Raw genomic sequence first — 12,871 nt, forward strand, 5'->3', positions numbered from 1 at the left:
TCAGGTCTGCGCGGGCGTGCACGACGGTGCGGGTGAGGGCCGGATCGTCGGAGCCGATGACGATGGTGTCCCAGTCCTGGCCGACCAGGACGATCCGTCCTCCGGGCGCGAGAACCCCGCGGGCCTCTGTCAACGCCCGCTCCGGATCGGCCAGTTCGTGGAGCACTTTGTCGGCTCGGTAGGCGTCCGGCAGTGGCGGGCCGTACGCCCCCGCGATCCGGAAGTCCGCCTCGGGCCACCGGCCGCGGGCAACGGCGAGCATCGGCCCGCCGGTCCCGAAGGTGAACGGCGGGCCACCGGATACGCCGTGCCTTCGGGGGCTGCGCGAGCGCGGACGTCCCGGTCGGTCCCGCTACTCTTGCGGGCACGCCGCCCTGCCGATCATGGCGGCCGGCTTCGCAAGCGACACCGGTACCCGCTCGACGTACCCGAGTGCGTGTGTTCGGGGGCCGGTTGGAGGGGTCCCGTGACAGAGAAACCACCTGTGCCCGACGAACCGTATGAGCGGTCCCGGCCGTCGGGGCGAATACCTGGAACACCTGGGGGAGAGACCGCCGACACGGCGGGAGCACAGCGGGTGGGGACGCCACCGGGCGGCAGGTCGCGCGCGACGACGGGCGCGCGGTCCGGCGAAGCCCTCGGGCCCCTGGACGCGGGCGCTTACGCCCACGACCTCTGGTTGACCGACCTGCGCCGCGAACCACCCTCCACCGTGGGCACCGCCGTCCTCTGGGCGGCGCTCGCCACCGGCGTGCTCAGCACGGTGCTCCTCGACGAGGGCGTGGGCGTCAATCTGTTCCTCGTCGCCCTGCCGGCCACGCTCACCGCATACTTCGCCGCGCGCCGGGCAGGCCGGGTACGGGCCCGCCCCTGGACGCTCGCCTGGGGCATCGGAGGACTCGCCCTCCTGTTGGTTCCGGTGCTCCGCGCCGCTCAGTGGCCTTCTTTCCTCGCCGTGGCCACCGCCATCGGTCTCGCATCGCTCGCCCTCCACGGCTCGCGGACCTGGGCCGGCGTCGTGCTCAGCCCCTTCGGACTGGTCGACTCGTTGTTCAAGGGTGCCGCGTGGGGATGGCGAGGAGTGCGCGCCCGCGTCGGCAGCGCCTCCGGCAACGTGGGCTCCGTAGTGCGAGCCCTTGCCGTGACGGCCGTGCTCCTCCTCGTCTTCGGCGCACTGTTCGCCGGGGCCGACGCGGCCTTCGCCGATCTGCTGAGCAGGCTGATCCCGGACACGTCCGTCGGTGACGGCCCCTGGCACCTGCTGCTGTTCGCCCTCGGACTCCTCGGTGCCCTCGCGGCGGCACACACCGCCGCCGCCCCTCTGCGGTGGGACGGATTCAAGCCCAGCCCGGGCAGCGCCCGCGGCCGGGGCGAATGGGCGCTTCCCCTGCTCCTGCTGTGCGTGCTGTTCGCCGCCTTCAACGTCATCCAGCTCACCGTCCTCTTCGGCGGGTACGAGGCCGTCCTGGACAAGACCGGCCAGACCTACTCCGAGTACGCGCGGCAGGGCTTCTGGCAACTCCTCATCGCCACGCTCCTCACCCTCCTGGTCATCGTCCTCGCACTGCGCTGGGCACCACGCGGCGGGCCCGGTGACCGGAACCTGGTGCGGGGAGTCCTCGGCACCCTCTGCGCACTCACCCTGATCGTGGTCGCTTCGGCGGTACGGCGCATGGACATGTACGTCGAGGCGTACGGGCTGACGCGGCTGCGGATCTCCGTCGTGACGGTGGAGCTGTGGCTCGGCCTGGTCATCCTGCTGATCATGGCCGCCGGAGTCTGGGGCGCGCGCCGGCTGCCCCGAGCCGTCGCCGCGTCGGCCGCTGTCGGGGCCCTCGCCTTCGGCCTGGCCTCTCCCGACGGGCTGATCGCCGAGAACAACGTGCGGCGGTACGAGAAGACCCACAAGTTCGACCTGGACTACGCGCGTGGCCTCTCGGCGGACGCGGTCCCGGCTCTGGACGGACTGGAGGAGCCCATGCGGTCCTGTGTCCTCGGTCCCCTGGCGGAGGAGCTCGGTCCGGCGACGGCGTCCTGGTACGAGATCAGCTGGGGAGAGGTTCGCGCCCGGCGGATCCTCGAGGAACGGCCGCCGGTGACGACCGCACCGGGAAGCTGCGTCGGCAGCGGGGAGAACTCCGAGTACCACCGCTGACCGGGACACCCCGTTCCGCCGGTCCGGGCAGTCAGCCGGGCCGGCCCCGGTGTCCGGGTTCTTCGGGCCCCTTCGAGTGGCCACGGTCGACCTATAGTTGGCCGCATGAGCCGTTGGAGGGAATTGACCGGGGAGACGTCCGGCGAGGACTACGCCGCACGGTTCGCGGCCCTGGCCCGCAGCGGGAAGGACGTGCACGGTGAGGCGCGGTTCTGCACGGCTCTCGTGCCTGGCGGAGCGCGGGTGCTGGACGCAGGGTGCGGTACCGGACGGGTCATGATCCGGCTTGCGGAGCTCGGGTACGACTGTGTCGGGGTGGACGTCGACGCGTCGATGCTGGCGGTGGCGCGGAAGCAGGCGCCGGGACTGCCCTGGTTCCAGGTCGATCTGGCCGGGTTCGAGCCGGACCTGCTCGGCATCGCGGCGGACTTCGACCTCGTGGTCGCTGCAGGCAACGTCTTCCCGTTGCTCGCCGCCGGAACCGAGGCCGCGGTGGTCGAGCGCCTGGCCGCGTCCCTGCGCCCGGGTGGTCTGATGGTCGCCGGCTTCGGCCTGGACGAGGCCCACCTGCCCGTGCCGCCCGGCATCACGCTGCCGGAGTACGACGACTGCTGCGCCGCGGCGGGCCTCACCCTCGTCGACCGCTTCGCCACCTGGGACGCCGCCCCTTACGACGGCGGCGGTTACGCCGTCAGCGTCCACCGCCGGTGAGGATGTGCGGGACGTCTTGAGCACCCGCGCCCACCAGGCGGGCCGGCGGCTTCTTCGAGTGGCCCGCGAGCGGTTTCCTTGTTCACTCAGGTGATGGGTTCGGTGGCTCACGTCGGCCGTCGGGCGCCCGGGTGGCGGAGGCGATCCGGCGGCTGTCCGCGGGATGCCGTGCTGTGGTCACGGATCCGGAGGGCAAAGAGTTCTGCGTCCTCCTGGCCGAACCCGAACGAGCCGCACTGCCCCCAGCGTCCTCGTAGTCCCGTAATGGGTTCTCCTGCGTCACCAGCAGGGGCCATTGCTCGGGATTGGCCTGAAGCTCTTCAACACTGCTTCACTGGTGGGCGCCTGCTCCGGTACCCGAAGCACCGTCTCTGAGCGGTGGAAGAGCCGTCGTCGACTGTCGTCATCTGTCGTCGTAGGCCGCACTCGGACGGGCCCAGAGACGGCCCGGGCGGGGGTGCCGCGGTGCGCCCCTCGATGCGAGCTACGGGCGGAGTGGTCGCTGAGGTCACCTGACCTGACTACGTGGTCACTTGCGGCCTGCGTGAGTCGTCTGCGGTCGGCCCGGTTGCCGTACTTCCGGGCTGTACCGCATCGGGCGGGTGGTCGACCATGGACCCAGGACGGCCGCTGCGCCGGCCGGACCCGTTCGTGGTGGCGGCGGACGGCCGCGCGCTCGGGTCGAGCGTGGTGCCCGCCTCGGCGGTCTCCGCAAGGGCAGGGCCGCACCGGTCGCCCGATGAGGCCCTGCCCTTGCGAGCAATGACCGCTAATCGCCCTCGTCACAGTACGTATCGAAGGCGTTGTTGTACGCGGCCCCGTAGGCAGCCTCGTATTTTCCGATGTCCTTCAGCTTCTTGAAACTGCTCTGGCTGTCATCGAAGCTCGGGCGCTCGTAGCGGCAGTCCTTGCCGTCCTTTTTCCCGTCGTGTCGCCCCTCCGCACTGCCCGCTGCCCGCGGGTCTGTCACTGTCGTGGCTTGGGTGGTGTCGGCTACCGCCTGAGTCATCAGCGCCGGCGAGAACGCCAGTGCTGCTGCGGCGAGGGGGCTCGCCGCGACTGCGATGATTCGCTTCGTACGCATGGCTCTCCTCATTTTTCGAGACGGTACGCGCACATGGTGCCTTGCCCTGGCCGTGGCACATCCCGTGTGCGGTTGTGGTTCAGGGGGGCGGTATCTGCACCGCGATACATCGAGCACCATGAGGGCCGGTGGATTCCGGCTTGCGACGCCAACTTTCCTGTGTGCGGACCTGGATTGCTCCTGCCGCTTGTGGCGCCTGCAATTCGACCGTAGCGAGCGACGTTCGCGATGTCCACTTGTGCCCCCAATGCGTGCAATTGACATCTCGACTGCCGTGAGAACACGGTGATGACCAGCAGAGATGCGCGAGTTCGCATCGAGGCCTGCGGCAATCATCAAAGTTTCATCGATCGACACGACATGCACCAGCCGCATTTTCTGACCTCGCGTGAACTGCGGAATGCGCCTTCCCGGCCCAAGTTGCCGGAGTACGGGCGGTATCAGTCGCTGGAAGCAACTGAGCTGGTCAGCAGCTCGGTGAAGACTTCGGCAGGGGTGCGGTGGGCCAGGATACGGCGGGGTCGGGCATCGAGCTCTCCGGCCACGCATTTCAGGTAGGCGGGGCACTGGCGATGTCGGTGCTCTTTCGGTGCTCTTGGGGAAGTGCTCGCGTGACAGCCGGTTGGTGTTCTCGTTGGTGCCCCGCTCCCACTGGGAGTGCGGGTGGGTGAAGTGGACGTCCAAGTATGTTTTCAGAGGCAAGTATTGATGCTGGGTCACCTCGCTTTCCTGGTCCCAGGTGAGGGAGTTGCGCAGGATCTCGGACACGCCGGTGACCGTCTCGATGAGGGAATCCTCATCAGGCCGATCATGGGTTGCCGGCGACAACGGTCGACCGCCTGAAATCCTCGGCCGATGATCCGCTGAGGTCCGGCGCCAGAGCGTGTCTCTTTGATGGGCTGATCAGTTGATCGGATGTATCCGGTCAGTGGCCTCTGATGCGATGTGGGAGCGGATCAAGCCGCTGATGCCGGCTGATCCGGCCCGTGGACGGCGGTGGGCCGACCGCCGTCGACCGCTGGAGGCCATCGCGTGGAAGTACCGTACGTGCTCGCCCCGGCGGGACCTTCCTCGCGAACTCGGCGCGTTCCGGACCGCCCACAAACGCCTGGTCAGGTGGGCTTCCGACGGCACTTGGCAGAGGATCTTCGCCGCCGTCCTCGCCCGGGCGGACCCTGCTGACGAGGTGGGACGGGCTGTGTCGGTGGACTCCACCGTCTGCAGGGCTCACCAGCATGCGGTCGGGGCAGGGAAAAGGGGGTACCCGGCAAGGCTGAACCTGCCGATCACGCACTCGGACGTTCCCGGGGCGGCCTGAGCACGAAAGTCCATGTCGCCAGTGACGGCCGGGCACGACCCTTGGCCGTCCATGTCACCGCGGGCCGGGCCGGTGACGCTCCGGCCGGCGCCACCACGACCACCTGCGCCTTCACCCTGACCATGCGCCCGCGGATCGACCCTCAAGACAACGACATGAAGTAAGCGACGATGAAGCATCCACGGCGCCGGGCCCCCTCAGCGGGGGCCCGGCGCCGTGTTGCCTCCGAACGGCCCGGCGGTCCGGAACGGCGAAGGGACGGCCCGAGAGGAAGTCCCTCCTGAGCCGGCCCTTTTCTCTGTGCCTCCGGCAGGATTCGAACCTGCGACACCTGCTTCAGGAGTTTTCCCGGAGGGGGCTGTGAGCTGCGGAAACGTTGGTCGTACGGTGTCTGGCCCGGGAGATCGAACCTCCGTGGTTCTCACGTGTTCGCGCGGCTTCCCGGCCGCATGTGTGCCGCATCCGTTCCGCGTACGTGTCCGACTGGCGGGACGGCGACGTGTGACGTGGTGGTCCGCCTCCACCTGCACAGCAGGACCAACCACGTCTGCCGCGGGAAGGAGCCGAGGGACGGCCCGTCCTCACATCCCGGCCGTACCGCCACCGGTGAGGCCCGGAGCCAGCGTCGGGACCCAGAAGACGGCGACGGCCAGGGCGATCGAGGCGATACCCACGGTACGGGCCACCAGGCGGCCGGCCGGAGCGAGCTTCTCGGCGGTGATCACGGCGGCCAGGACCACCATGGCCCACAGGTTCATCAGACCGAACGCCGCCAGCAGCACCATGAGCGACCAGCAGCAGCCCAGGCAGAAGGCCCCGTGGTGGGCTCCGGCACGCAGATCGCGCGAGAGCCCCGGGTACGAGGCGTAGCGCAGCATCAACCCGATCGGCGAGCGGCATCTCGCCAGGCAGCGGTCCTTGAGGGGCGTGAGCTGGTAGACGCCGCTGACCGCGAACACGGCCGCGGCCACCGCGGTCCCCGTGGCGGCGGGGAGGCTCGCCGCCCGGCCCAGGCCGACGGCCAGCGCGTACGCGGGCAGCCCGGCCGCGGCCCAGACGAGCAAGTAGGCAACCGTGAAAACGACCATGCGCGGCGCCCGGTGCACGGTCATGGTGCGTGCGTACAGCGCGGCGACGGGCGCCGTGGCGGGCAGCATCATCGCGGCCATCATCAGCGTCCACACGGCCAGGAAGGCGGACAGGTCCAGGCCCATGGTGCCGGGCATCGCCTGCATGCCGCCCCAGCGCGTCACCGCCCAGACCCAGGCTGCGGCCGCCGCGACCAGCAGCAGCCCGGCGGGGCCCGCCCTGCGGCCGGTGACCGGCCCACCGGTCACGCGGACCACGTGAAGGGCGCCGAGTGTCCGTTGCCGCCGGTGAAGTCCCAGGACCGGCCGTACACGCCGTCGCCCGTCGCCCGGGTGGACCGGGCGATCGTCAGCGTGCTGTTCGCCGGGTGGAACATGCCGGTCAGGCCCATCACCGGACCGTCCTCGCCGAACTGCGGGGCGACCTGGTCCTCGATCTCGATGTCGATGGCGTCGCCCACCCGCGCGGCGTGGCGGCGGCCGTCGTCGCGGTAGTCGATGGGGACGCGCTCCACGCCGAGGACCTCGCCGATGAGCGGAGTGAGCGCCGCCATCGGCCCGCCTGCCTGGCCGGAGAAGACCTTCCCCAGCGCCTCCGCCTGACCGTCGTCGGCCGAGGCGTCGACGTACAACGCCACCTGCCAGCCGCCCTCGGCCATCACCCGGGGCCCGTCGATGAAGACGGCGACGCTGCGGTCGGAGACGTCCACGCCGTCCACGTTCCCGCTGTCCACGTGGAACGCGAAGGTCACCTGGCAGCGCTCGTGGTCGGCCGGTGCGGCGAAACCCGAGGTGGTGCAGGGACACACCACGTCGCAGTTGCAGCTCTCCAGGTACGTGCCGTTCAGGTTCCAGGGCATGGCTCTTCCTCCCTGTTTCGCGCCCCCTCCGGCGAAGGGAACACACCGGGAGGGCCCGACCCTCCCGGCGCCGCTCTTCTTCAGGCTATTCCCGACGACCCCCGTCGCGCAGATCCGCTCGAACCTGGGCGCGGACGCTCGCATGATCATGGAGACGTTCGGGAACCGCACGATCACGGTGAGCATCGACACCACGATGCCCGGGCGAATGCCGCGGCCCGCGTCCGCCCGGCGCGGACGCCGTTGTCACCCACTGATGTCAGAGGCCCCTCGGGAGGACCCTGAGGGGCCTCCCATTGCGTGCCCCCGGCAGGATTCGAACCTGCGACACCCGCTTGAGGAGTTTTCCCCGGGTGGGGTTGTGACCTGCGGAGACGTGGGTCGCAAGGTGTCTGACCAGGGGAAAGATTCCTCCATGGTTCTCGTGTGTTCGCGGGCTTTCCCGGCCTCATGTGTGCTGAATCCGTTCCGGCGAGGGCTGCCCGGCCTTCGGCGGCCGGCGGGTCAGGACACTTCCGACGACGTTCCCACCCCGAGGACGCCGAGCATCGCTCGGGTGGCCGGGCTGGGATTGAAGCGGTTCCACACCAGATACTCGATCCGATGCGGTCCGTCGACCACCGGGACCAGCGCCAGTTCGGGGTCGTCGGCAGCCGACGGTCCGATGAACGCCGACGGCAGCAGCGCGATGCCGAGCCCGCGCGCGATCAGCCGGGTGATGAGTTCCACGACGCCGACTTCGTACGAGACGTCGCGTACCAGGCCCGCGGCGGCGAACGCCTGATCGGACTGGGCTCGGGCGGGAGTCCCGCTCACGAAGTCCACGAACGTCTCTTCGGCGATCTCCCCCAGTGTGACCTGGGGAACGCCCGCCAGTCGGTGCCCGGCCGGCACCACCAGCACATGCTCGTCGTGATCGAGAACAACGGCACCGACACCGAAAGGCGGTTCGCTCTCCGGCACGCCGAGGAAGGCGATGTCCAGCTCGCCGTTCCGGACCGCCGCCGCCAGTTCATCGCTGCGTCCGGAACGGAGGGCGACCCGGACGTCCGGATGCTGGGCTCGGTATCGCTGCAGCAGCTCGGGTACGTCAACGGCAGCCGTCGTCACGATCACGCCGACGGCGAGCCGGCCGCGTACCACGCCGGTCGCGGCGGCGGCGTCGGCGGCCGCGCGGTCGGCCGCGGCCAGACACTCGCGTGCGCCGGCGACGAACGCCGTTCCCGCAGGCGTCAGTTCGACGCGCCGACTGGACCGGGCGAACAACTTGACCCCGAGCTCCCGTTCCAGGCCGGCGATCCGGTGGCTGAGTGACGACTGCACTACGAAGCAGCGCTCCGCGGCGCGGGTGAAGTTGCGGGTTTCGGCGACGGCGACGACGTAGCGCATCTGCTGTAGGTCCACGCGACCATGGTTCTGGTTCATGGTTGCGATGACAAGCATGTGTTGGACCCATGACGGGGTCGGTCCTGAGACTTCATCACATGCATACCTCGACCGAGCGGGCACCTGGCCGAGTACCTGGCCCGCCACGGATCCCGTCCGCGCAGCAGGCGGCCACCGTCGCACTGACCGCACTCGCCCCCGCATCCTGGGGCACCACATACGTCGTCACCACGGAACTGCTCCCGCCCGGCCATCCGCTGTTCGCCGGGATGCTCCGCGCCCTGCCCGGCGGGCTGCTCGCGCTGACGATCACCCGAGCGCTCCCGCGCGGGGACTGGTGGTGCAAGGCCACCGTCCTCGGCGCGCTCAACATCGGCGCCTTGTACCCCCTCTTGTTCGTCGCGGCCCAACGACTCCCCGGCGGTGTCGCCGCCACTCTCAGTGCCACCCAGCCGCTGATGGTTGCCGGGTTGGCCGTCGCGGTGCTCCACGTCCGGCCGACGGCCTGGCGACTGACCTGGAGTGTGCTCGGCGTGGTCGGCGTCGGATTCGTCGTCCTGGGGCCGCAGGCCGGGCTGGACGCCGTCGGCGTCCTCGCCGGCCTCGGTGGTACGGCCACGATGGCCGTCGGGATCGTCCTCACCAAGCGTTGGGGCCTTCCCGCGGGGGTCGGTCCACTGACCCTGACCGGTTGGCAACTGACGGCGGGCGGCCTGCTCCTGCTTCCTCTCACACTCGCGATCGAGGGTGCGCCGCCGCGCATCGATGCCGGAGCCGTCGGCGGATACCTGTGGCTCGGCAGCGTGGGCGGACTGGTCGCGTCCACGCTGTGGTTCCGCGGTATCGGAAAGCTGCCGGTCGGCGCGTCCGCACCGCTGGTGCTGCTGTCACCGCTGGTCGCGGCCGTCATCGGTGTCGCGCTGGGCGAGTTTCTGAGCCTGTTGCAGACCTTTGGCTTCGTCCTCGCCCTGGCCGCGTTGCTCGCGGCGCAGCTCAATTCCCCGAACATGCCGGGTCGCACGGCGCGCGACAGGCCGCCGGAAGCCCGATCCGAGAAGACCGGACTGCGCGACGACCACATACGAGAAGGACGGATTCGATGAAGACAGGCATGAAGATCGCCGTACTGGGCGCCACCGGGATGGTCGGCAGCCGGGTGATCAACGAGGCCAGTGCACGCGGGCACCAGGTGATCGCCTTGTCCCGGAAACCCGCGGGTGAGAACGCGGGGAACCCGAACGTGACGCCGGTCGCAGTTGACGCGAACGACTCCCGCGCCGTGCACGAGGCACTCGCAGGCTCCGCCTCCCACGGCGCCGCGGACGCCGTCGTACTGACCGTGCGGACCGTGCCGGTCGACGAGGATTTTCTGGTCGGCGCTACCCGTACGGTGCTGGACATCGCCGCACAGCTCGAGATCCGTGTCCTCGTCATCGGAGGTGCAGGCGCACTGCGCAGCCCCGACGACCGCAATCTGCGGGTCGCCGACAACCCGGCGTTCGTGCCTGCCGAAATCAAGGCCGTTGCCGCCGCCGGAATCGCTCAGCTGCGAACCTGCCAGTCCCATGCCGGTGCCGACTGCGTCTACCTGAGTCCACCGGCCCTGCTCGAACCCGGCATACGAACCGGCCGCTATCGGCGCGGCACCGACACCTTGCTCATCAGCGCCGACGGGCGATCCTGGATCAGCGCCGAGGACCTTGCTGTCGCCGTGGTCGACGAACTCGAGACCCCTGGCCCCGAGCACCTCATCACGGTCGTCCACCACGGCGAACACCCGTCAGCGTGAGCCGGGCAAGGGACAGGCCCTGGCTCGATCTGGCGGCCGGTGAGGTGATCGGCTACTCGATGGCCGACCACCGCCGCGCCGACCTGGTCGTCGATGCCCTCGACATGGCCGCCGGCCTGGGCTGCCTGGAGAACGGCTGCATCATCCACACCGATCGCGGACCGGAGTGCATCTCCACTCAATTCCGGGAAAGAATAGGCGAGTTGGAGCTCCAGCAGAGCATGGGGCGGACCGGGATCTGCTTCGACAACGCCGCCGCCGAGAGTTTCTTCGCCGTGCTGAAATGAGGAGATCGGCACGCGCATCCGGAACGACCGGGCCAGCGCCCGGGCCGACATCTTCACGTTCATCGAGACCTACTGCAACCGCAGGCGCCCACGCAGGCACCCCGAGTGGGGCTACCTCTTCCAACTGCGTCGGTGGGTGGCCTGGCTGTGTGCAGGGGCGTTCACCCGTGTTCATGGGCGGCCGGCCTACGGGAAGGGCCCGGCACACGGTCTCGGCTGAACGACGGTGAACGGGGCTGAATGAGACGGAAACCGAGACGGCCGCACTCCTCACCGCAGCACCGGAGACGGCCCGCGGCTGGCTGCGAAGCCACCGTCACTCGTGGAGCTAAGCCGCCTCGGGTCGCGCCGCACGCATGCCCGAGGCGGGCTCCTGGGCATTCTCGAGCGGGAAGGTCTCGTCCTCCCCGAAGTCCGGGGCCTGGAAGGGGTTTGTCGCCGGAGGCGGCGATGCTGCGGTGGAGCAGCGGGGTTGCCCTTCCGGGGCGGAGAACAGCGATGTCAGATCGATGAGAGGTCTCTCTTTCGTTACAGGTCCCTGAAGGGGCCTGGGTGTGCCGTGACCGGGCACAGCGGTCCTACAGCTTGGTCATCTTGGCGTACGGGCTCAAGATCCGCATTTGCGCCGAGCCGAAATCCACGAGCGCCGCGATTCCGTCCTCGACGCCGATCACCCGGCCGAGGCCGTACACGTCGTGTGTGACCTGGTCGCCCACGGCGAAGTGCTCGGGAGCCGACGTGACCGGGGCCTTGAAGGGGCTGGTAGGCAGATGACGCTTCGATGCAGCAGGTTTTGTCATGACCCAGTATGCGCCTACGGGTATCCCGTTCGCTGTGACCGTCGGCACAGATCCGGACGGCAACACCCGCTTCAGAAGTCATCTCAATTGGTACGTGCGCCTCCGCACGTGAGAGTCAGACTGTCCGGCCCATGCACCATGGCTTGACCGTGATGTGAGACTTGCGGCATGGACATGGGGCGTGAGTCGCGGTGGGAAAAGGACGCAATGACGGTGGAGATCGTTTTCGCCCTGGTGACTGCCGTCGCGCTGGCTGCGGCGGTCTTCGCCGTCGCTCTGACTCTCGCACTAGCCTTTGACATCTCTGGTTCAGCGAAGAAGGGCGTGTTGGTGGGGGGTGCACTGCTCGGAGCGACGGCCGGAACGTGGCGTCTGGTACGGGTGCTGCGTCGGTTCGACGAGCAGCGCCGAATGGGCCGCTGACTGCGGGCCCTCTCCTTGAGGTCGCTAGCCTGCCAGCGTGGGGATCGTTGAGCGGCTGGTGCCGGATGAGTTGTGGGAGCTGTTCCAGCGCGTGGTGCCGGAGGCACCGACGCGGCCCCAGGGCGGCGGCCGACGCCGGCACGGCGACCGCGAGGTGCTGGCCGCGATCGTGTTCGTGACGACGTCGGGCTGCACGTGGCAGCAGCTGCCGGCGGAGTCGTTCGGGCCGTCCGGCGCGACGGCGCACCGCAGGTTCACCGAGTGGACCAGGGCCCGGGTGTGGGCCAGGCTGCACCGGCTGGTCCTGGACGAGCTCGGTTCCCGCGGCGAGCTGGACTGGTCGAGGTGCGCGATCGACTCGGTGAACATGCGGGCCCTGAAAAGGGGGAGCTGACGGGTCCGAATCCTGTGGACCGGGGCACGTAAGGCTCGAAGATCCACCTGATCACCGAGCGGACCGGTCTGCCCCTGTCCGTCGGGATCTCGGGGGCCAACGTCCACGACAGCCAGGCCCTGGTCCCGCTCGTGAAGGGCATCCCTCCCGTCCGCTCCCGCCGCGGCCCCCGCCGGCGCAGGCCGGGAAAGCTTCACGCCGACAAGGGCTACGACTACGACCACCTGCGGCGATGGCTGTCCCAGCGGGGCATCCGGCACCGCATCGCCCGCAAGGGCATCGAGACCTCGCAGCGGCTCGGGCGTCACCGCTGGACCATCGAACGCACGATGGCCTGGCTCGCCGGCTGCCGCCGCCTTCACCGTCGGTACGAGCGCAAGGCCGAGCACTTCCTCGCCTTTTACCAGCATCGCCTGCACCCTCATCTGCTACCGCCGACTCGCCAAATGAGATGACTTCTAAGGGACGCGGGCTCCGCGTGGACCCTAGTGGCACGCGTGTGGCACGACGTTGAACACGACGAAGGGCCAGCCTGGGAGGAAACCCCTCCTGAGCTGGCCCTTTCTACTGTGCCCC

11 protein-coding genes and 2 pseudogenes are annotated in these 12,871 nt (G+C 69.4%); 8 read left to right on the plus strand and 5 right to left on the minus strand.

Features of this window, described 5'->3' with window-relative positions; genetic code table 11:
• The first annotated feature begins 577 nt into the window (after positions 1-577).
• Together AC6F7H_RS16065 and AC6F7H_RS16070 are read left to right on the plus strand one after the other, a co-directional pair.
• The gene (locus AC6F7H_RS16065; protein ID WP_500757654.1) at positions 578-2,155 is read left to right on the plus strand and encodes a DUF4153 domain-containing protein; all 1,578 of its coding nucleotides are present in this window, start codon (positions 578-580) and stop codon (positions 2,153-2,155) included.
• Between the two features lie 105 nt (positions 2,156-2,260).
• Positions 2,261-2,866 (plus strand): class I SAM-dependent methyltransferase, encoded by a 606-nt coding sequence (locus tag AC6F7H_RS16070; protein ID WP_500757655.1) that lies wholly within the window; start codon positions 2,261-2,263, stop codon positions 2,864-2,866.
• Between the two features lie 769 nt (positions 2,867-3,635).
• On the opposite strand, the gene AC6F7H_RS16075 is transcribed toward AC6F7H_RS16070, so the two are convergent.
• Positions 3,636-3,950, minus strand: a complete 315-nt coding sequence (locus tag AC6F7H_RS16075) for a hypothetical protein (protein WP_500757656.1) — start codon at positions 3,948-3,950, stop codon at positions 3,636-3,638.
• A 943-nt stretch (positions 3,951-4,893) separates the two neighbouring features.
• Between AC6F7H_RS16075 and AC6F7H_RS16080 the strand changes: the two are divergent.
• A pseudogene (locus AC6F7H_RS16080) lies at positions 4,894-5,363 on the plus strand (IS5 family transposase); the annotation flags it as partial.
• A 486-nt stretch (positions 5,364-5,849) separates the two neighbouring features.
• On the opposite strand, the gene AC6F7H_RS16085 reads toward AC6F7H_RS16080, so the two are convergent.
• The 3 genes from AC6F7H_RS16085 to AC6F7H_RS16095 form a co-directional block, all read right to left on the minus strand.
• Positions 5,850-6,605: a DUF2182 domain-containing protein gene (locus AC6F7H_RS16085; protein ID WP_500757657.1), complete on the minus strand. Its 756-nt coding sequence runs from the start codon at positions 6,603-6,605 to the stop codon at positions 5,850-5,852.
• Positions 6,602-7,216 carry a DUF1326 domain-containing protein gene (locus AC6F7H_RS16090; RefSeq protein ID WP_500757658.1) on the minus strand — a complete coding sequence of 205 codons (615 nt, stop codon included), beginning with the start codon at positions 7,214-7,216 and terminating at the stop codon, positions 6,602-6,604. Before AC6F7H_RS16090 ends, AC6F7H_RS16085 begins: the two co-directional genes overlap by 4 nt.
• 504 nt (positions 7,217-7,720) lie before the next feature.
• Positions 7,721-8,620, minus strand: a complete 900-nt coding sequence (locus AC6F7H_RS16095; RefSeq protein ID WP_500761854.1) for a LysR family transcriptional regulator — start codon at positions 8,618-8,620, stop codon at positions 7,721-7,723.
• Between the two features lie 80 nt (positions 8,621-8,700).
• Here AC6F7H_RS16095 and AC6F7H_RS16100 point away from each other — a divergent pair, with 80 nt between their 5' ends.
• The 3 genes from AC6F7H_RS16100 to AC6F7H_RS16110 are packed head-to-tail and all read left to right on the plus strand — an operon-like array spanning position 8,701 to position 10,678.
• Positions 8,701-9,705, plus strand: coding sequence for an EamA family transporter (locus AC6F7H_RS16100; protein ID WP_500757659.1), 1,005 nt, complete (start codon positions 8,701-8,703; stop codon positions 9,703-9,705).
• Positions 9,702-10,391, plus strand: coding sequence for an NAD(P)-dependent oxidoreductase (locus AC6F7H_RS16105; protein ID WP_500757660.1), 690 nt, complete (start codon positions 9,702-9,704; stop codon positions 10,389-10,391). Before AC6F7H_RS16100 ends, AC6F7H_RS16105 begins: the two co-directional genes overlap by 4 nt.
• Positions 10,388-10,678: a transposase gene (locus AC6F7H_RS16110; RefSeq protein WP_500757661.1), complete on the plus strand. Its 291-nt coding sequence runs from the start codon at positions 10,388-10,390 to the stop codon at positions 10,676-10,678. Before AC6F7H_RS16105 ends, AC6F7H_RS16110 begins: the two co-directional genes overlap by 4 nt.
• A gap of 578 nt (positions 10,679-11,256) precedes the next feature.
• On the opposite strand, the gene AC6F7H_RS16115 is transcribed toward AC6F7H_RS16110, so the two are convergent.
• Positions 11,257-11,478: a hypothetical protein gene (locus tag AC6F7H_RS16115; RefSeq protein WP_500757662.1), complete on the minus strand. Its 222-nt coding sequence runs from the start codon at positions 11,476-11,478 to the stop codon at positions 11,257-11,259.
• A 168-nt stretch (positions 11,479-11,646) separates the two neighbouring features.
• Between AC6F7H_RS16115 and AC6F7H_RS16120 the strand changes: the two genes are divergently transcribed.
• Positions 11,647-11,901 (plus strand): DUF6332 family protein, encoded by a 255-nt coding sequence (locus AC6F7H_RS16120; RefSeq protein WP_500757663.1) that lies wholly within the window; start codon positions 11,647-11,649, stop codon positions 11,899-11,901.
• A 43-nt stretch (positions 11,902-11,944) separates the two neighbouring features.
• A pseudogene (locus tag AC6F7H_RS16125) lies at positions 11,945-12,745 on the plus strand (IS5 family transposase).
• Positions 12,746-12,871 lie beyond the last annotated feature (126 nt).

This window comes from Streptomyces sp. MMS24-W38, from assembly GCF_059889265.1.

Coding starts and splice junctions, on each gene's coding strand:
- AC6F7H_RS16115 (WP_500757662.1), bottom strand. CDS start 11,478: ATGACAAAACCTGCTGCATCGAAGCGTCATCTGCCTACCAGCCCCTTC.
- AC6F7H_RS16075 (WP_500757656.1), bottom strand. CDS start 3,950: ATGCGTACGAAGCGAATCATCGCAGTCGCGGCGAGCCCCCTCGCCGCA.
- AC6F7H_RS16070 (WP_500757655.1), top strand. CDS start 2,261: ATGAGCCGTTGGAGGGAATTGACCGGGGAGACGTCCGGCGAGGACTAC.
- AC6F7H_RS16100 (WP_500757659.1), top strand. CDS start 8,701: ATGCATACCTCGACCGAGCGGGCACCTGGCCGAGTACCTGGCCCGCCA.
- AC6F7H_RS16105 (WP_500757660.1), top strand. CDS start 9,702: ATGAAGACAGGCATGAAGATCGCCGTACTGGGCGCCACCGGGATGGTC.
- AC6F7H_RS16090 (WP_500757658.1), bottom strand. CDS start 7,216: ATGCCCTGGAACCTGAACGGCACGTACCTGGAGAGCTGCAACTGCGAC.
- AC6F7H_RS16120 (WP_500757663.1), top strand. CDS start 11,647: ATGGACATGGGGCGTGAGTCGCGGTGGGAAAAGGACGCAATGACGGTG.